General features: G+C 39.5%; 16 protein-coding genes. 12 read left to right on the top strand and 4 right to left on the bottom strand.

Translation table 11 applies throughout. The annotated features are described in order from the left end of the window. Window positions 1-107: 107 nt before the first annotated feature. The 9 genes from WJR50_RS10815 (at window position 108) to WJR50_RS10855 (ending at window position 10,940) form a co-directional block, all read left to right on the top strand. Window positions 108-1,415 (top strand): efflux RND transporter periplasmic adaptor subunit, encoded by a 1,308-nt coding sequence (locus WJR50_RS10815; RefSeq protein WP_341293283.1) that lies wholly within the window; start codon window positions 108-110, stop codon window positions 1,413-1,415. 56 nt (window positions 1,416-1,471) lie between these two features. Continuing rightward, window positions 1,472-2,161, top strand: coding sequence for an ABC transporter ATP-binding protein (locus tag WJR50_RS10820; RefSeq protein WP_277479960.1), 690 nt, complete (start codon window positions 1,472-1,474; stop codon window positions 2,159-2,161). Between the two features lie 214 nt (window positions 2,162-2,375). Beyond that, the gene (locus WJR50_RS10825; RefSeq protein WP_341293284.1) at window positions 2,376-2,666 is read left to right on the top strand and encodes a hypothetical protein; all 291 of its coding nucleotides are present in this window, start codon (window positions 2,376-2,378) and stop codon (window positions 2,664-2,666) included. Window positions 2,667-2,698: 32 nt separating this feature from the next. Continuing rightward, the gene (locus WJR50_RS10830) at window positions 2,699-5,059 is read left to right on the top strand and encodes an ABC transporter permease (RefSeq protein ID WP_341293285.1); all 2,361 of its coding nucleotides are present in this window, start codon (window positions 2,699-2,701) and stop codon (window positions 5,057-5,059) included. A gap of 365 nt (window positions 5,060-5,424) precedes the next feature. Further along, a complete protein-coding gene (locus tag WJR50_RS10835; RefSeq protein ID WP_341293286.1) occupies window positions 5,425-6,123 on the top strand; it encodes a hypothetical protein in 699 nt (232 codons plus the stop codon). Then, entirely contained in the window at window positions 6,123-6,704 is a 582-nt protein-coding gene (locus tag WJR50_RS10840) for a hypothetical protein (protein ID WP_341293287.1), read from the top strand. The genes WJR50_RS10835 and WJR50_RS10840 overlap by 1 nt, the downstream gene beginning before the upstream one ends. After that, the gene (locus WJR50_RS10845) at window positions 6,704-7,534 is read left to right on the top strand and encodes a hypothetical protein (protein WP_341293288.1); all 831 of its coding nucleotides are present in this window, start codon (window positions 6,704-6,706) and stop codon (window positions 7,532-7,534) included. The genes WJR50_RS10840 and WJR50_RS10845 overlap by 1 nt, the downstream gene beginning before the upstream one ends. After that, window positions 7,531-9,984 carry a leucine-rich repeat domain-containing protein gene (locus tag WJR50_RS10850; RefSeq protein WP_341293289.1) on the top strand — a complete coding sequence of 818 codons (2,454 nt, stop codon included), beginning with the start codon at window positions 7,531-7,533 and terminating at the stop codon, window positions 9,982-9,984. Before WJR50_RS10845 ends, WJR50_RS10850 begins: the two co-directional genes overlap by 4 nt. Window positions 9,985-10,034: 50 nt before the next feature. Beyond that, the gene (locus tag WJR50_RS10855) at window positions 10,035-10,940 is read left to right on the top strand and encodes a YihY/virulence factor BrkB family protein (RefSeq protein ID WP_341293290.1); all 906 of its coding nucleotides are present in this window, start codon (window positions 10,035-10,037) and stop codon (window positions 10,938-10,940) included. Between the two features lie 39 nt (window positions 10,941-10,979). Here WJR50_RS10855 and WJR50_RS10860 read toward each other — a convergent pair whose 3' ends face one another. From WJR50_RS10860 to lysS, 4 genes are all read right to left on the bottom strand, one after another. Next, window positions 10,980-12,269 (bottom strand): Gfo/Idh/MocA family protein, encoded by a 1,290-nt coding sequence (locus tag WJR50_RS10860; RefSeq protein WP_341293291.1) that lies wholly within the window; start codon window positions 12,267-12,269, stop codon window positions 10,980-10,982. 91 nt (window positions 12,270-12,360) lie between these two features. Beyond that, window positions 12,361-13,065, bottom strand: a complete 705-nt coding sequence (gene mnmC2 / locus WJR50_RS10865; protein WP_341293292.1) for a tRNA (5-methylaminomethyl-2-thiouridine)(34)-methyltransferase MnmC2 — start codon at window positions 13,063-13,065, stop codon at window positions 12,361-12,363. A gap of 2 nt (window positions 13,066-13,067) precedes the next feature. Next, complete coding sequence (gene ispF, locus WJR50_RS10870) at window positions 13,068-13,553, bottom strand: 2-C-methyl-D-erythritol 2,4-cyclodiphosphate synthase (RefSeq protein ID WP_341293293.1); 486 nt, start codon at window positions 13,551-13,553, stop codon at window positions 13,068-13,070. 107 nt (window positions 13,554-13,660) lie between these two features. After that, window positions 13,661-15,388 carry a lysine--tRNA ligase gene (gene lysS, locus WJR50_RS10875; protein ID WP_341293294.1) on the bottom strand — a complete coding sequence of 576 codons (1,728 nt, stop codon included), beginning with the start codon at window positions 15,386-15,388 and terminating at the stop codon, window positions 13,661-13,663. Between the two features lie 342 nt (window positions 15,389-15,730). Between lysS and WJR50_RS10880 the strand changes: the two genes are divergently transcribed. From WJR50_RS10880 to WJR50_RS10890, 3 genes are read left to right on the top strand one after another with little or no spacing between them, the layout of a single operon-like run. Next, window positions 15,731-17,779 carry a peptidylprolyl isomerase gene (locus WJR50_RS10880; protein WP_341293295.1) on the top strand — a complete coding sequence of 683 codons (2,049 nt, stop codon included), beginning with the start codon at window positions 15,731-15,733 and terminating at the stop codon, window positions 17,777-17,779. Continuing rightward, complete coding sequence (locus WJR50_RS10885; RefSeq protein ID WP_341293296.1) at window positions 17,772-18,707, top strand: peptidyl-prolyl cis-trans isomerase; 936 nt, start codon at window positions 17,772-17,774, stop codon at window positions 18,705-18,707. The genes WJR50_RS10880 and WJR50_RS10885 overlap by 8 nt, the downstream gene beginning before the upstream one ends. Then, a complete protein-coding gene (locus WJR50_RS10890; RefSeq protein WP_341293297.1) occupies window positions 18,673-20,034 on the top strand; it encodes a peptidylprolyl isomerase in 1,362 nt (453 codons plus the stop codon). Before WJR50_RS10885 ends, WJR50_RS10890 begins: the two co-directional genes overlap by 35 nt. The last annotated feature ends 38 nt before the right edge of the window (window positions 20,035-20,072 follow it).

The raw sequence follows: 20,072 nt of genomic DNA on the forward strand, positions 1-20,072 counted from the left end.
AGGCAAAATCAGGTGTTTGGGGCCGTTTTTTCCTTTGGCACAGTGTTCGTAAAGTTTGAGAGTGAATCAGGAGTCTAATTTGTGTAAATCTTGATTAATTGTTAATAATGCACAAAGTCCGGGAACATCCGGAAGCACAACCGCAAAAATTTCTTCATATGGGAATGGATCGTAAAATAAAAAAGAAAAAATGGACGACAAGCAGAATCATCGGGCTGGTACTGGGAGTAGGACTGCTTTCATTCATTTTATATAGTTTTCTCTTCGCAGATAATCGCTCAAAATTAAATGTGGAAAAAGAGAAAATTACAATTTCAGAAGTTTCTAGGCAGATCTTTCAGGAGTACATCCCTGAAACTGGGATTGTAATGCCAAGCCAAACTATCTATCTTGATGCGGTTGAAGGTGGGGTTGTGGATGAAATCATCCTGGAATCCGGCGCGCTGGTGGATGAAGGCGATACCATCATGACTTTGAATAACTCTAACTTACAACTTAGTGTGATGGAGAGAGAAAGCCAGTTATACGAACAATTGAACTTACTTCGTCAGACACGTTTGCAACTGGACCAGAATGACTTGAATCAGAAAGCCCAACTTGCACAAATTGACTATCAATTACAGTTACTCAAGCCTCAGTATAGCCGTTTTAAAGAACTTGCGGAGAAAAAACTGATATCCCAGCGTGAACTTGAGGAAGTGGAAGAGGAGTTTGAATATAATAAGCGTCGTCATGAGCTAACCTATGCATCGTATAAGTCTGATTCTATTTCCAGGTCTATGCAGCTAAAGCAAATCAGTATGTCTGAAGAAAGAATGCTCAAAAGCCTTGATGCTGTAAGTAACCTGCTTAATAATTTGACCATAACCGCACCAACTAAAGGATTATTTACTTCTCCTGATTGGGAACCTGGTCAATCCATAAATGCAGGGGAGCGCTTGGGACAAGTAGCATTATTGGATAGCTTTAAGGTAAGAGTAGCCATTGATGAACTATACTTACCTCGCATAGAAGTAGGACAGCAGGCTTCCGGAACTTTATCTGATGGTCAGGATTACCGACTGGAAATCTACAAGAAGTATCCTACAGTTTCCGAAGGTAATTTTGAGGTGGATATGCGTTTTATCGGCGAAGTTCCTGATGGCATTCGTCGTGGCCAGTCCCTTAGAATACGGCTTGAACTGGGAAGTTCTGAAGAAGCGGTGCTGCTTGCAACCGGGGGGTTCTTCAGAGATACCGGTGGTAACTGGGTGTTTGTTATGAACAATGATGGAAGCCGGGCTTACAAAAGAGATATTCGTCTGGGTAGAAAAAATTCTGAATACTATGAAGTATTGGAAGGGGTAGAACCTGGCGAGAAAGTAATTACATCTTCATACGAGAATTTTGGGGAAAACGAAGTGCTCGTATTCTAACTAAGTATCTTCTAAAAACTAAACTTAACTAATCTCATTCATTAAAATCTAACACTATGATTCGTACTCGTAACCTCAAGAAAGTCTTTACCTCGGATGAAGTAGAAACTACTGCACTAAATGATATCAATATTGAAATTAAAACCGGAGAGTTTGTAGCCATCATGGGACCTTCCGGATGTGGTAAATCCACTTTACTAAACATTATGGGCCTGCTTGATAACCCCAGCAGTGGTGAGTACCATTTTATGGATCATGAAGTGTCCAGATATTCTGAAAGACAGAGAGCGCAGCTTCGTAAAGGAAACATAGGATTTGTATTCCAGAGCTTTAATTTGATTGATGAACTCACAGTGCATGAGAATGTTGAGCTTCCGTTATTGTACCTTAAAGTACCTTCCTCAGAGCGTGAGAAGAAAGTGAAAGATGCGCTGGAGCATATGAATATCATGCACCGCAGAAACCACTTCCCTCAGCAGTTGTCCGGTGGTCAGCAACAGCGTGTGGCTATTGCAAGAGCCGTAGTAGCCAATCCTAAGTTTATACTTGCGGATGAGCCTACTGGTAACCTGGACTCTACCAATGGAGAAGAGGTAATGAGCCTGTTATCAGAACTAAATAAAGCGGGTACTACGATTGCCATGGTAACGCACTCACCTCACGATGCTACTTATGCCAACCGTGTCATCAACTTATTTGACGGTATGGTGGTGACCGAAAATATCAAAGAGAAATTCCATGTATAGATGGTTTTAAGCGAAAATACTCCAGCGGCAGTACTGAATAACTTGCCGCTTTTTTTATGTCCAATCCACTGAGGTGTGCAAAATTGAACAACAAATGTTCGGAAACGGCCATAATAAGAATAGGTTATTCATGTATTTTCCTGACTTTCAGTGTATTATGGGTAGGGCATGGGCTTTGGAAGTGTGGTATAATATCATCTAAACTGCCAAGTTTATGTTCCAAAATCTTATCAAAGTGGCAATCCGAAATATGGCTAAGGAAAAGCTTTATAGTCTCATCATTATTCTTGGATTAACCATTGGTATTGCAGTGATCATAGCTTTTCCCTTAGCATATTTCCTGATTGAGGAATGGCTCAGTGACTTTGCCTATCAAACAGATATTAAGGTTTTCACTTTTGTTGCTGCTGTATTACTCACCGTAGTCATTACCAGCCTTTCAGTAGGTTTCCAAACACTGAGAGCTGCTACAGCTAATCCAGTCAAGTCATTAAGAGATAATTAAAGCAAGTTTTAGTTTTTTTACACTACTGGAGTATGCTTAAAAATTATCTGCTTACAGCCATAAGGAATATCAGAAGAAACAAGCTTTCTTCCACGATAAGCATATTTGGTCTATCCATTGGTATTACTGCTGCCTTTCTCATGTTCAGATATATTCAATTTGAATTAAGCTATGACAATTATCATCAGAAGCAAAAACGCATATACAGACTAAGCACGGTGCTTTCAGGTGGCGCAAAAAGTGAACACTTAGCACCAACCGCTATGGCAGTCGCCCCCCAGATCCAAAAATTACTGAAAGAAGAAGTAGCACTTTCGGCCAGAGTTGTTCCATTAGAAGTGGTAGTAAAAATCAGTGATTATGAAGTGTTTAGAAATGATAAATTTTTTCAGGTTGACCCTGAGATCACGAAGATACTTGATGTAAAGTGGCTGGCCGGGGATTCTGTTCACTCCCTGAAGATGGCAAATGCACTGGTGCTGACTCAAAGCCTGGCTCAGGCTTATTTCAGTGATGTATCCTATGAAGATATTCTGGGAAAGACTCTAATACTGAACCGTAAAATTTTTACAGTAGAAGGAGTGATTGAAGATATTCCGCTTAATTCTGATTGGTATTTTGAAGCTCTTGTTTCTTTACAGAATAGTAAATATGAATGGTATGATTTTCAGGCCTTTACTTATGTTTTGCTAAAAGACAATGTTAATTTCGGAGATTTTCAGTTGAGCTTGCAGAATTTTGATCAACATTGGTTTTCACCGCTGATGCAAAAAGAATGGGGTACGGAAGAAACCTATGTTTACCATAAAGTAATTGCGCTTACTGATCTGCACTTTACTAACGATTTGATTGGTGATATGAAAGGTAAGGGCAATATGAATCTTATCATTGTACTTAGCCTTATCGCAATATTTCTGATAACTATTGCTGCAATTAATTTTATCAATCTGTTTATCGCTCAGTCTATCAAGAGAAATGTAGAAGTTGGCATAAGAAAGATAGTAGGTGCCCGCAAAACTCAGTTGATTCTACAGTATCTAAGTGAGTCAATTCTTTTTGCATTAATTTCAAGTGGTATCGCAGTTATTCTCATTCAGTCGGTGGAACCTTTATGGTATAATTATACCGGTATCAGCCTTGAATTCAATAATATATTTGATGAGAACATATTTTTTTACCTGATTCTGGTAATACTCATCATAGGATTATTTGCTGGAAGTTATGCAGCTTTTTTTCTCGCTTCTTCAAATCCGGTTAAGGCGCTCAAAAATAATTTTAGTTTCAACTCACCGAAGAGCTTTCACAACCTACTTCAACTCATTCAGTTTGCAATTGCCACAGGTATGGTATTGTGTACTCTGGTTTTTTATAAGCAACTGGATTTCCTGCTGAATAAGCAGTTGGGCTATGATGAAGAACAGGTAATGGTTCTGAATTTAGCTGATGCTCCTGATAAGATGGAGAGAATGAGCGCATTTAAAAGTTACCTGTTAGATAAGCATTATGCTGAAAGTGTTGCATTGGGCACCAAACCGGGAAATTTACACTTAAAAGGAACGGTGATTCAGGAAATGGATGGACAAAGTATTGAAGTTCCTGTCAATGCCATCTATGCAGATGAAGATTATCTGGAGGCATTAGGAATTTCATTAGTAGAGGGGAATAACTTTTTCAATGAAGAATGTGACTGTGGAAATCAATATCTGATTAACGAAGCTTTAAGTAGGGAGCTTCAATGGGATAAGCCAGTAGGAGAAAGTCTGAGTTTTGATGTTGAAGGGAAAATAATCGGAGTGGTAAAAAACTTTCATTACCAATCCCTTCATCACACCATTGAACCATTGATTATTATATTAAATCCTGAAGGAAGTACCCACGCATTGATTAAAATAAAGGGCGAAAAGATAGGAAACATTCAATCAGCCTGGCAGACATTTTTTCCCACCACACCCATCAATTATAGTTTTTTGGAACAAGAGCTTGCCGCTCAGTATACCACCGAAAAGCATATGATTGACCTTTTTACTTTTTTCTCTATCCTTACCATAGTGATTTCCTGCATGGGGCTTTTTGGTATGAGTGCTATGAATGCGCAGCTTAGAACAAAAGCAATGGGTATACACAAAGTGATGGGAGCCAGAAGACTTCAAATATTTTACCTCCTCAGTAAAGATACACTGAAAAATGTGTGCTTCGCTATTTTCATTTCCTTACCGCTGACTGGCGTAATTATGTTCCGATGGCTGAGCATGTTTGAATATCATGTAGCATTTGATTGGGTACAACTTTTTGTGGCAGGAACGATTGTGTTTTCACTAGCTATGTTCACTTCTTGCTATCATAGCTTACATATTACCAGAACTAATCCGGTACTTTCACTAAAAGACGAATAAAATTAATCTTCGCACATTGAAAAGCACTTCTTGCGTTTTCGGCAAGCATTTTGTATAACTATCTTCATCTGAATTTGTGTTGTTTGAAGACAGTTAGCATACTGGTAAGTTTTTTTGCTTTTTAGAAAGGTAAAATCTGCTGGTAGGTATATAAGAAGTGTGAAAACTATTGAAATAGTAGAAAAAACGTACTCTCTTTTGGCATATGCACGAAAATATGTTTGTATAATTGTACTTAAAAATGCGGCCCGTTTGTTATCATGTCTGCTTTCTAATGTCGATTCTATTGTCTTTCTGATAAAAAATATTCAAAAACAGTCTCATATTACATTCGCATAACCTAATAATTATTAATTGATCAAACTATGGAGATCAACACTGTACAAAAAAAGCAACCGGATAAATTGATGTTTTCGGTCAGAATTTTCAAGTCAATAAGTATTGCTCATATCGTAATGCTATTATTAATCGGTGGAGCTGCTGTGGGTACCAGTGGTTGTAAGGCCAAGAAAGAAGCACGTGCTGCCGCTGCTGCCAAAGCAGAGCGCATTGCTGAAGCAAGGGCCACTCTGCTAGCGATCATCAATGATAATGGTTCTATGAGTCTGGATGAAAAAGAAAGAGAGTTGAATCGTGTTAAAGACATGAATATTGATGATGCTGAAATTCAAGACCTTATTGCAAGGGCTGAGGCCATAATAGCGCGTGAGCGTGATGCCTCTGAAAGAGTAAGAGAAGCTACCGGTGGTAGAAAAGAAGCAGTAGCAGAAGATGCCAATACGCAATTAACCAATATTTTTAACGAACTCTCATCATCCAGAAGTACCTCTGATGCTAATTATCGTATCCGCGAGGCATTAGATATGTTTGCCTCACCTGATACGCCTGTACTCATTATCATCAGCCAGAGTGGTGGTACAACAGACTATGACGAACCTACTACCATCAGAAAGTATCTTGAATATCTGAAAGATACCAATAGTCGTCCAGCTGCAATTCATAATCTGGAAGTTGATGCTAATGGTAAAATCAAAGAAGTTGAACTTATTAAAAACTACCGATAATGCTTAACCTTAAATCTATTTTAGCTGCACTACTGTTGCTAAATTTAATCGTATTTGCTGCTCAGGCCCAAAGTGAATCCATCAGCCCCCAAAGGAAACAAGCCATTGACTCATTAGCGCTGGAAAAAGTACGCGATCTGAGTAAATATATCAGCATAGTGGGTAATAAGGATACTCCCTTTTCAGAAGCTAATCGCGTTATTGACCGTGCTGAAGAGCTTTTTGCTACAGGTGCGGAAATAGGAGTTTCTTCCCTCAATCGCTCAGAAATAGAATATTATGGCATAAGACCTTACTTTGAGCATCTTATGGCTTTGAACTATGATGAGGTTACAATTCGTTGGTATGATATTCAGTACATCAGTGATCTGGAAAGACAGCCTGACGGCACCTACGTGGGAGTGATTACCATCTACCAGCGTTTTGAGGGTAGATCAGACGATGGGCTGGAATATAAGGATACAACAAAGAAGGATATTACCGTATTTGTACAAAAGAAAGAAACCCAAATTGGTGGGAGAGTAATTGATTTTTGGGATGTGCTGCTAGGAGACATCCGTGTGTCAGAAACCACAACATAATGACGAAAATTTCTTTATTGCTGGGATTGTTACTCATGTCCTGGGCTGCTCAGGCTCAGGGCATTGGGGAATATTTAGGAGATGAAAGTGTTTTATACGCAGAAACCAAGCAGATCAATCAGTTTTTTCGCAGATTTAATGGGGAAGAGGACCAGGAAGGTAATCGCTACTATGCTGGAAATAAAAATTTTCAGGCTCCCCAGCTAAGAGATAAATATCTTAAAATGTTGTTTGACAATCAGAATCCAAGTTTGTCAAATGCTTTGAAAAGCGAATTCATTGATGAAGTGAACAGTAAGTCAGACCCAGTAATACTTGATTTTCATGGTGGAGAATGGTTTGCAGAGGTAAATGCCCGCTTTACATATAAAGGACGTGAGGAAAATGCTATACTCTTTCTAAGGTTACAGGAGGAAAAAGTGGGCTCAAAGTGGATTATTACCCGTGCTTATTTTGCTCCTTTTGCCAAGCTGTTTAGTAGTGATACCACCGGAGGTGTAGAGTTTTTGCATCCCATGAGTCATGAGCTGGATTTCATGAATCTTCGTAAAGTATTTCAGGATAATAAAGAAAAAGTTGATCAGTTTACTGCCAGAGGCTATCAACCTGATTATCTTTCTATTATGCTTTATGAAATCAAAAATTCTAACCTTAGGTTTAAAACGGTATCCAATGTTAAATTTCATTTCTTTCAGGTAGATGGCTGGTATTTTCAATTATCAAAATTTAATCGTCCTGGCTATAACCGGGGCTGGTTAATTTCAGATCTTGTAAAAGTAACTCCTAAAGAAAGAGAGATATTGACCAAGTACATTTATTACGAAAAATGAAAAAGCTTAAGCTTTACTACACATTCTCCTGCCTTAGCCTTGTATTTATTGTTTTTTCGTCCTCTGCTTATGCTCAATCACAGCAAAGAGAACTCTCCTCAGAGCAGGTAGACGAATATAAAGAACAGGCTACTCAGATGGTTTCTTTCCTGCAATCCATGATGAATATACTGGGGAGTGATAAGCCTACAACCAAACAGAAAGAAACAGTTATCAATGAGAGCTATAAAAAACTGTTTGTAGATGAAGAAGTGCAGATAGAAGATGACCTGGATGAAGAAAGGGTAGTAGTAACTAATAAAAATGTACAGGCTTATCTCAAAGATATTGATTTCTTTTTTAAGGATGCACGCTTTGAATTTAACGTAGACGATGTAAGCTACTATGTAACTGATGAAGGTAAAATATTCTTCAGGTTAACTACCAACAGAAATTTGCAGGGTGTTACTGTAGGCAATGATACGATTAACTCCAATCAGTTAAGATATATAGAAGTAAATTTAAATGAAGCTGAAAAACAGCTTAAAATTGCCAGTATTTATACTACCAAGCTTAGTGAAAGAGAAGAACTGGCCAACTGGTGGAATGAAGTTCCTTATGAGTGGCAACAGCTTTTCAAAAAAGAAATTGATGTAAGTATTGATAGTGTAAACTTCAGAATGCTCAAAGAAATTGCCGCTTTGGAGAGATTGGATGTCTCTGGCAATCGTTACATCCAGACGCTGGAGCCCCTTAGCCGGATGAACAACCTCACTTATCTTGATATCTCCGGCACAAGTATTTCTGATATTGTGCCCTTAAGAAATCTCACCAAGCTGGAAACCTTGATTTGTAGCCGTACTGCTATCAACAGTCTTGAACCCTTAAAATACTCTACTGACCTGAAAGAGCTTATTGCAAATGGTACCAAAATTAGCGATTTAAGCATTCTTACTAATTTTTCTCGCCTGGAGAAGTTATACATCAATAGCACATCCGTTTACGAATTGGTACCCCTCACTGGTATCAAAGATTTACGTTTTGCCAATACTGCGGTGACTTCGCTTGATAATATCTCAGGACTTGTCAGTCTGGTACACCTTGATTGTTCAAGCACCAATGTCAAAAACTTAGCACCTATCAGTGGAGCTGGCGCTTTACAAACATTGAATATTGAATACACGCCGGTAGATGACCTTAGTGCGTTATCTGGGCTTACCAATCTGGAGATTTTGTACTGTAATAATACGCCTATCAGATCACTTGATCCCTTGGCTGGTTTGCCTGCTTTGCAAAAAGTGTATTGCGATGAAACACCCATTACTCAGCAAGATGCTACCCGCTTTATGATGGTAAACAACAGTGTACTGGTTATTTACGAATCTGAAGCGCTACAAAGCTGGTGGGCAGATCTGGACAATTACTGGAAAGATATATTTACCCAGTATGTTACTTTTGATACTTTGAGCAAAGAAAAGCTGGCAGAGATGGCTAACCTGACCAGTATAGATATTAGTAATAAGCAGGGAATAACCACGCTTGAACCTTTAAGCAGGCTGCGCAACCTTAGAAAACTAAACTGTGCCAATACCAGCATACAAAGTTTAGAACCCCTCAGAGAACTTCTTGACCTGCAGAACCTGGATTGTTCCGGTACACTGGTAGATAGCATTGGTGCTTTGAGCGAAGCTTCTAATCTTAGCATACTAAATATTGAAAAGACCGGAGTAAGTAGTTTGTCTCCATTAAGTGGTTTGAGTAATATGGAGCATCTAAGTTGTGAACATACTCCACTAAATGAACCTGAAATACTATCATTCATCCGTGAGCATCCTGGTTGTTTGGTCATATATAAGTCTGATGAGCTTAGCCTGTGGTGGAACGAGGCATTATCTCCCGCATGGAAAGAAGCTATGAGAAATCAGATGTCTATCTCCGGAATACCCAGCAAAGATCAATTACATGAAATCGTTTTCACGGAAAAGCTGGTGATAAGTAATAATAGTGAGATTTGGGATCTTTCTCCCATCAAAGAATTTGTAAACCTGAAGGAGTTAGAAATCACGAATACAGCCGTTTCAGATCTCTCGCCTTTGAGTCAAATGAACTCACTTGAAAAATTGATATGTGCGCGCAATCCAATCAAATCATTGGAACCTATCGGTGGGCTAACAAACCTCAAATATCTGGATTGTCAGAATACTCCCATTGAAGATCTGAAACCTATTAGGAATTTAATAGAACTTGAAGTGCTTAACTGTTCGGGTACGCAGGTCAAAAAACTTAAGCACATATCTTCATTGATCAATTTAAGGGTATTAGAGTGTTTTAATACCAATGTGAAGAAGCTGAAAGCCCTGAAAGGATTATTTCAACTGGAGAGGCTTGCATGTTATAATACGCGTGTATCAAGTAAGGATGTGGAAAAATTTAAAGAAGATTACCCGGATTGTGAAGTGGTTTTTTATTAAATAAAAACATTCTTTAGGGTATATTAGGTTTACCATATAAAACCTGGAGTATGCTCTCTAATTTTTTCAAAAAAGCTTATTTGCTGATTCGGGAGACTGTAAAAACCTTTCAGGAAAACGATCCTGTGGTTTATGCAGCAGCAATCGCATTTTTTACGGTTTTCTCCTTACCATCTGTTCTCATCATTATTGTCAGAGTAATAGGTGATGTATTTTCGGTAGAAGAAATTCAGCAAAACCTTGCCAATCAGATAGGTGAACTGATCGGACCTGCCAGTGCGGATGAAATCATCAATATTATTGAAAGTCGTTCTACCAACGATTCCGGACTGCTATTCGGTATAATCAGTATTGTTTTTCTGGTCTTCAGTGCAACAGTAATTTTTGCTTTTTTGCAAAAAGCACTGAATGCAATCTGGAACGTTAAACCAAAGCCAAAAACAGGTGCGCTGAAATTTGCCCGTGATAGGTTGCTTTCATTTTCAATGATTATCATCCTAGGCTTTTTAATGCTGGTTTCATTAGCACTAGATGCGATTTTATCGTTTGCACGTAGCTTTCTGGAGCGTATCCTCTCAGACTATACAGTCTATGTGATGGAAGTGGCTAATTATTTTCTTGGCCTAATCGTAATTTCAGTAATATTTGGTCTTATTTTTAAATTTCTTCCTGATGCGAAGATAAGATGGAGAGATGTAGGAGTAGGGGCAGTGGTTACCGGCTTGCTATTTACGATTGGGAAATTACTGATCGGGTTAATGCTTTCAAATACCAACATTACTTCTACATATGGGGCAGCAGGTTCATTGGCTGGCATATTAATTTGGGTTTTTTACTCTTCAATCATTGTATTGATTGGTGCGATGTTTACCAAAGTATATGCTGCCAACATAGGAAGAGCGATCACTCCCAAGAAACACTCAGTGAGGATAGAAACCCGTGAAGTTGAAAAATAGGGGAGAAATATTTTTAATAACTCCCCTAAAATGATGAATTTATACAGCAGGATAGTTCCAGGGTGACCGATATTCCCGGGATAACAGCTTATTAGCTTCAGGGTCATTGGGGATGGATTGAGAATCTACATCCCACTCAATGCTTCTGCCTAATTTGCTGGAAAGCATAGCGAGTAAGCTCATATTGGTAGAATGATGCCCAATCTCAATATCACATACGGGCAGCTTATCACTTTCTATTGACTGCATAAAATCAGCCCACAATTCTTTGATATTCTGCTTATCAGGGTCGTGTAAAGTAGGCTCCTGATGAATAATTTGCTTTTTGTTATCTGCCGGATAAAAGGTCCAGCCATCAAGCCAACCCATGTGGAAAGTGCCCTCCGTACCGTAAAAATAGCAACCGATATTGTGTTTTTCTGCATGATTGGCAGCATAAAGGCGATGTTCCCAGACTGCAGTAAAATCCTCAAACTCGTAATTGACCACCTGGGTATCGGGAGCAGTAGTATTGTCCTCTTTTATATGTCTTGCTGAAAAAGAGTGGATTGACTTCGGTGCTTTTTCCTCTGTCCACCAAAGTATCTGGTCCAGCCAGTGAATCCCCCAATCCCCGATTTGACCGTTGGCAAAGTTGAGAAACTGTCGGAAACCTTTAGGGTGAATGCGAGGGTTATAGTTAACCAATGGAGCCGGGCCGCACCACATTTCCCAGTCTAAACCTGCTGGTGGCTCAGTATCTGGTGTAGGTTCACCCGGCCCTCCACCATAATGGACAAAAGCTCTCACCATACCTATTTTTCCAGCTTTACCGGATTTCAGAAATTCCATTCCTGACATATTGTGAGGTGAAACGCGGCGGTGTGTACCTACCTGTACTTTACGATTATTGGCTCTGGCTGCTTTCACCATAGCTACACCCTCATTTACGGTGTGTCCGATGGGTTTCTCTACATAGACATGAGCTCCATTATTCACTGCTTCAATGGTAATCAGAGGATGCCAGTGGTCAGGAGTGGCTACAATGACAATTTCGGGTTTTTCCTGAGCAATAAGCTCACGAAAATCTCTGTAACGTTTTGGCTGGTCGCTGGTGAGCTTGGAGGTTTCTTCCATCGCACTATCCAGTTGATTTTGGTCCACATCACAAAGGGCTACTACTTTGGAGGAGCCCGAGGCAATAGCTTCTCTGAGGATATTCATGCCCCACCAGCCGCTGCCGATGAGAGCAGTAGTATATTTTTTTTGCTGAAAGGAAGGTTGAAAAGTCCAGGCAGAAAAAGCCATGCTACTCGCTGCCGAGGTTTTAATAAAATTTCTGCGATCCATAGGTTTAGGTTGTTCAAGATAAGTCTATAAAGTAACTCTTAATTTATAAATATTATCCTATGGGTAAAAGAAGTGTGGTAAAATTGTGCTGTTAATGTGACGCAACTCTGCTGGCTCTCACCATCTCCGCTTTACCGGGAGGTCCGGCCAATGTTTCAAGCAATAAGCCTAAAGATTTAAGATCACGTTTGAGTTGTCCTTTTGCGCAATAGGTCACAAAAACACCTTCAACATCAAGTAGACTGCAAACCTTTGAAACGGTATCTAAGGTCCATAGTTCAGCCTGTTTGTTGGGAGCGAAAGCATCATAGTATATAATATCAGTACTTTCAGGAATGAGCTGAAAATCTTCCAGCTTTTGATGGACTTTTTTCATCTTGAAATTGGGTAATATTTCTACCCAATTATTCCATTCCGCATTATGAATATTTTCAAAAAGTTTGAATAAACGCTCATCCTGAAGCAAATCCAGATAGTTGAGCTTATGAATTATTTCCTCAGAAAGAGGATAGGCTTCAAGGGTAAGGTATTTAAAGTTCATTTGCGGTAGTTGTTGGGCCAGTTGTAGCGTAAGTATCAGGTTCAGGCCTGTACCCATACCCATTTCAAAAATCCGGATGTTATTTGCCTCAGGATGTAAGTTCAGCCAATGTTTGAGACCGGCGTTGATAAATACGTGTTGAGATTCACGAAGAGCACCATGTCGGGAGTGATAGGTTTCATTTAGCTCTATATTCAGTAAAGTGTGAGAGCCATCTCTCGTATGCATGATTCTTATCTCTTCCTCTTTCTCCATCTTTATTTTTTAATACTCTGAATTAGTGCTACTGCATGCGCTGCTACACCTTCTTTTCTCCCGACAAACCCCATCTTCTCTGAAGTTGTAGCTTTGATGGAAATGTCATTTACATCTACCTGCATCACTGCGGCCATTGTTTTCTGCATCTCAGGAATGTGAGGGTTGACTTTAGGAGTTTCCAGGCAAACTGTAGCGTCTAAGTTACCCAATTCGTATCCATACTTTCTTATCAAATCCATAACGTTGGCAAGTAGTTTTTTACTGTCAATACCCTTGTATTGAGGATCTGTGTCGGGAAAATGAAAACCAATATCTCTGAGATTGGCTGCACCCAAGAGGGCATCACAAATAGCATGAATTAATACATCAGCATCAGAATGACCTTTGGCACCGTGAGTATGGGAAAGTTGAATGCCTCCCAGCCAAAACTCCCGGCCTTCTTCCAACTGATGTACATCATAGCCGTAACCGATTCTTATTTTCATAATCTTACAGTGCTAAGGTGTTATAGTATTATGGTATCATAGTGCGATGGTGTCATTGGTATGGTTTAGATAGAAATAAAAAAACTATAATACCATAACACTTAGAACTATTTGATCCAGCTCTCTACTTCTTCTTTAGTAGGGTTTTTTACCTCTTTCAGCTTCATCTTTTTCCGCATTCCGCAAACATCATTAAATAGCTTATTGGGAGATGATTCCTGCAATTGTTCTATGGTAACGATGCCTAGCTTTTGAAGTATGGGAATCAGTTCTTCTCTTACTCCAATTTTTATGAAATCTTCATCTGAAGCTGTTTTTGCTTTTACTTCCGGCTTCATCTGAGGGAAAAACAACACTTCCTGAATTGATGGCTGGTTGGTCATGATCATGCTAAGGCGGTCAATCCCAATGCCAAGTCCGGCGGTAGGAGGCATGCCGTACTCCAAAGCTCTCAGGAAGTCTTCATCCAGGACCATTGCTTCTTCATCCCCTCTTTTCCCGAGCTTGATCTGGTCTTCAAATCGCTCACGCTGATCAATCGGGTCGTTGAGCTCAGAGAAAGCATTGCAGATTTCTTTTCCATTGCAAATGGCTTCAAATCGCTCTACCAGTCCGGGCTTAGAGCGGTGTTTTTTTGCCAACGGGGACATTTCTACCGGATAGTCGGTAATGAAAGTTGGCTGAATCAAAAAGGGCTCACATTTTTCGCCGAAGATTTCATCTATAAGCTTTCCTTTACCCATGGTATCATTTACTGGAACTTCAAGCTGATGGGCAGTCTCCCGTATTTGCTGCTCGTCCATTTCACTGATGTCAATCTTGGTGAAGTGCTCAATGGCTTCAAACATGGTAAAACGTTTCCAGGGGCGCTGGAAATTGATTGTATGTTCTCCAACCTGTACTTCGGTGGTACCATGAATATCCATCGCGATTTTTTCCACCATTTCCTCAACCAACTCCATCATCCATTCATAATCACGGTAAGCTACATAAAGCTCCATTTGCGTAAACTCAGGATTGTGGAAGCGCGACATTCCTTCATTTCTGAAGTCTTTGGCAAACTCATATACGCCATCATAGCCACCAACAATCAAACGCTTCAGGTATAATTCATTGGCGATACGCAGATAAAGGGTAGTATCTAAGGTATTATGATGGGTTTTGAAAGGGCGGGCAGCAGCTCCGCCGTATAAAGGTTGAAGTATAGGGGTCTCAACTTCCATATAACCTTTGTTACTCAGGAAAGAGCGCATGGAATTCACCAGCATGCTACGTTTACGAAACACCTCTTTTACCTCAGGATTTACGATCAGGTCAACATAACGCTGACGATAACGCTGCTCAGGGTCTTTAAAAGCATCATACGTTTTGCTACCCCCTTCACCTTTTACTTCTTTTACGATCGGAAGGGGACGTAATGATTTGGTGAGCAGTTTGAGTTCTTTTACATGCAAGGTGATTTCCCCAGCCTGTGTTGTAAATACAAAGCCCCTGATACCAATGATATCTCCAATATCCAGTAATTTTTTGAAGACGGTATTGTAAAGAGTTTTATCTTCTTCTTCACAGATATCATCTCTGCGTACATAAATCTGCATGCGTCCCGTAGCATCCTGGATTTCGGCAAATGATGCAGAGCCCATTACTCTACGGCTCATCAGTCTTCCTGAAAGACTTACATCTTTATAATCTGTTTTTCTTTGTTCGTAATATTGCAGAATATTCTTAATACTTACATTCACTTCAAATGGCTCGGCAGGGTAGGGATTAATTCCCATTTTCATGAGCTCCTCACGCTCTTCTCTTCTTCTGACTTCTTGATCGCTTAAAGGCATAATGGTTATTTTGTTAAGAGGCGCAAAAATAAAGATTAATCCTTAATCTTTAAACCTAAGTGATAGGATATATAAAGTAAAATCATCTCATTGATGATACTCCAGCTATGATCCTGACCTTTTAGGTTTTAACTTATTGTGGATAAAGAGCAAAAGAGGAAAATTTGTTGCAGTTTTTTTAAATCTGAGTTACAGAATTTTACAACAGTATTTGATGTTTTAGCTTTTCAAAATTTGCAATTTGCATAATTCTGGTACGTATAAAGGTTATTGGCACATAGGCTAACAAAATTTCGTTAACATTGCACTAATTCTGTATACTAGAATACTGAGGATTAAAAAATGAGGCCCATTAAAACCACAAAGTTGATCTCAACAAGGCTTATTTTTTTCAGTTTCGCTATCTTTTTGCTGCACGCGTGTGCTACCAAAAAGAAGGTTGCTGAAATCAATGCCCCAGCTCCCCTTAGCCTTTCCGAACAGGCTATCTTCACATACGGACAAGATTCTGTAATTGCTGATGACTTTCTGTACGTCTATCTGAAGAATAATGAAGATTCCCTACTGAATTTGGACAATGATGCCCTGGAGCAATCGGTAAAAGACTATCTGGAGCTTTACATCAATTTTAAGTTGAAAGTAAATGCTGCCTATGAGGCTAATTTACATCAGGCACCTGCTTTCCAGCAAGAGTTTGACAAGTACAGAAAACAACTGGCGAAGCCCTTCATGGTAGAAAACCGTTTTAAGGAGATGCTGGTGCAGGAAGCTTATGACAGACTGAAAGAAGAAATCCACGCATCTCACATTCTCATTAGTGTGCCGGAGCAAGCTACTGGAGCAGACACTTTGGAGTACTACCAGAAAGCGGATAGCATCCGATCACTGGCACTTGAGGGTAAGTCATTTTCTATGCTGGCCGAAAAATATTCTGAAGATCCTTCAGCAGCCCAAAATGGTGGAAATCTGGGATATTTTTCAGGCTTACAAATGGTGTACCCCTTTGAAACTGCTGCTTTTGGTACTCCTGTTGGGTCAATTTCTCAGCCGGTAAGGACTAATTTTGGTTATCATATTATCAAAGTACATGATCGTAGACCATATCAGGGAAAAGTGAAAGTAGCCCATATCATGGTCAGGTTCCAGAACGATGAAGAGGAAGAAGAGGAATCAAAATCCTATCAAAAAGCTATAGAAATTTATAATGAACTGCAGGCTGGAGCGGATTGGAATGAGATGACTGAGCGTTTTTCAGAAGATCTTTCCACACGATCCAGTGGGGGAGAGTTTCCTTATTTTTCTGCCGGGGGTAATTTGAATAACTTTGAAGAGGCCGCTTTCCGCTTAAGTAAGCCAGGAGATATTTCTAAACCAGTGAAGACTAAATACGGTTGGCATATTATCAAGCTCATTGACCGTAAAGGACTTGAGCCCTTTGAAATGCTTCGTCCACTCATAGAAAGAAAAATAGAAAGTAATCTCCAGCAGATGCAGGTAGAGGATAAAACAGTGGCACTATTAAAAGATGAAAATCATTATGAGCCTAATCAACCTATGATAGGTCAGGCTATTACTTATCTAAGTGCTGCACCAGAAATTGCCAAGCCTCACCGATTGGGAGTTTTGTTTTCTATCAGTGATACAGTTTTTACATTTTCTGCGCTGGAAAACTTTCTGGAGGAAAAAGAAATAAAACTACCGGTGGACAGTAGCAGAGCTTACCAGCTTTATGCTGAATTTGAAGAAGAAAGAATACTGTCTTACGAAGAAGCGCATTTAGCAGACAAATATCCCGAATATCGTCGTTTAGCTCAGGAATATAAAGAAGGCATACTTCTTTTTGATATTATGGAAGAAAGAGTCTGGGGCAAGGCCAGCGAAGACGAGTCAGCATTAAGGGCGTTTTACCAGAATCATAAGGAAGACTACCGCTGGAAGAAAAGAGTGGATGCCATCATTTTAGACGCAAAAGATGAAAAGACACTCAAACAGGCTAAAGAGCTTATTGGGCAAAAAACACTCACCGAGGACTTGATTGAGGAAGTAGAGACTAAAATAAATCAGGATTCACCCCTAAACCTTCAGGTTCATTTAGGTATATATGAAGAAGGTGATACACGAAGTGAGCCAGAGAAAGTGATAGATCAGGTAAACTGGAAAGTTGGAAACTATGAACTCAATCAAAATGAACGGTTTTATTTAGTAATAGTACGTGAATTTATTTCTCCTTCTCAAAAAGAATTTGAAGAAGTGAAAGGCAGAGTAATTTCAGATTTACAGCAAGAGCTTGACCAGAACTGGATTGAATTTTTAAGAAAAAACTATCCTGTAAATGTAGATGAGAAGGTATTGGCGCAATTAATACAACAATTAAAAGACGAAAATGAATAAATTAGCAATCCTTTTAGGATTCTTACTGCTCTTTGGTGCATGTAAAGAAAGAAATCTTCCCTCTTTTTTGAGGTTTAAGAACCAGGATGCTGAAGAAGGTGTAGTGGCTGTACCCGTTGCCAGAGTTTACGATAACTACTTATTTCAGCAGGATTTGGAAGGAATTTTAGACGATGATGTTAGTCCAGCCGATAGTACGAGTATCATCAATCGTTACATAGACTCCTGGATCAAGAAGCAATTGTTGATCGCAGAAGCGGCCACACAGATAAATTTTGACGAAGCTGAGCTGGAAAGAAAAATTTTAGATTATCGTTATGCCCTCATGGTATATGAGTTTGAGAAAAAATACGTTAATCAAAGAGTAGACACTGAGGTTTCAGAAGAGGAAATAAAAGCGTATTATCAGGAAAATAAAGATAACTTTGAACTGAAACAGAATATTATCAAGGGTATTTTTGCCAAAGTACCTCTGGAAGCTCCCCGAACCGGACGTTTGAGGAAACTGTTTCAGAGCAAAATGGATGAAGCAGTAAGAGAAGAAATTAAATCTTATTGTCTTAGTTTTGCAGCTTCTTATTCTCTGGATGATTCTGTATGGTACGATTTTGAGGATGTAATTAAAAATACACCTTTGGTGAGTATCCCCAATAAGGTTCAGTTTTTAAGAGAAAATGAGTTTATTGAAACCTCTGATGATATTTACGTGTATTTTGTTAAAGTTACCGATTACAAAATTACAGATCAGATATCGCCACTGGAGTTTGTAAGAGATGATATCATGAAAATCATCACCAATAAGCGTAAGGTGGCATTAACCCAAAAGCTGGAGGAAGAAATCTTCCAGGAAGCTAGTGAAAATAATGAGTTTGAGATATACACACCCACAACCCATGATCAAAGAAATTTTGCACAAGGTGAACCTTAGTGCCATTGCTTTTTTAGCAGTATTCATTTCGTTGACCTTTGCTCAGGAGCTTAGAGCACAATATAGCGGAGGCACTACCATTGATAAAATTGTTGCAAAAGTAGATAACTACATTGTGCTGCGCTCTGATTTGGAAGCAGCATTTTTGGAGTCTCAGCGTGATCCCAATGTAAAAATAGGGCGTTGCGATGTATTGCGTCAATTGGTGATTGAAAAAGTGCTACTCGCTAAGGCTGAAATTGACTCGGTAGTAGTATCTGACGATGAAGTTAATGCTAACCTTGATCGTCGTCTGCAGGCTTTTATCAGCCGATATGGCAGAGAAAACATAGAAGAGCAATTTGGCAAATCAGTAGAAGAATTTCGTGACGAACTTCGTGGAGACATACGCGATCAGCTAACTGCACAGCAAATGCAACAGACCATCACCCAGGATGTTAAAGTTACTCCATCAGAAGTAAGAAAATTCTTCCAGAACATTCCACAGGACAGTCTTCCTTTTTATTCAACAGAGGTTACTGTTGGGCAAATCGTAAAATTACCCACCGTAAGTAAAGACCAGAAAGATATTACCCGGAAAAAACTGCTGGAAATCAGAGAAAGAATATTGTCAGGTGAAAGTTTTGCTGAGTTGGCTGAAGAATACTCTGAAGATCCAGGCTCTGCTGTACAAGGCGGTGAGCTGGGATATATGGAAAGAGGACAATTAGTACCAGAATATGAAGCTACTGCGCTCCAGATGCAGCCAGGAGAGCTTTCTCAACCGGTAGAATCAGAGTATGGTTTTCACCTGATTCAACTTATTGAAAGAAGAGGTAATCGTTATAACAGTCGTCACATTCTTCTAAAGCCCAATTCTTCTGATTTGGATATTAAAAATGCTGAAGTGTTCCTGGATAGCTTGCGAGACAAGATCATGAATGATACCCTTGATTTTGCCAAAGCCGCGAAAGAGCATTCAGATGATAAAGAAACAGCGGGTAGCGGAGGCTTTTTCATGAGTCAGGATGGTTCTAACAGAGTGTCTACTGATCAAATAGATCCAGTAGTATTCTTTGCCATTGATACTATGGAAATTGGCGACATAACTCCTCCACTGGAGTACCGTATGCCTGACGGAAGAAAAGCTGTACGCATGCTTTATTACAAGGATAGAACCCGTCCCCATCAGGCCAATCTTAAAGATGACTATCAAAAAATTTATGATGCTGCTTTGCAGGAACGCAAAACCGATGCGCTCCGCAGGTGGTTCAATAGCGCTAGAGATGAAGTTTTTATAGAAATTGATCCCGAATATAGTCGTTGTGATATTACTGGCAGCATTTGACGCTGGTTCATTTCACAGTATTTATTTTTGATCGCTTT

Origin of the sequence: Catalinimonas locisalis (assembly GCF_038039535.1) — a bacterium.
In the GTDB taxonomy this organism is placed as follows: domain Bacteria; phylum Bacteroidota; class Bacteroidia; order Cytophagales; family Cyclobacteriaceae; genus Catalinimonas.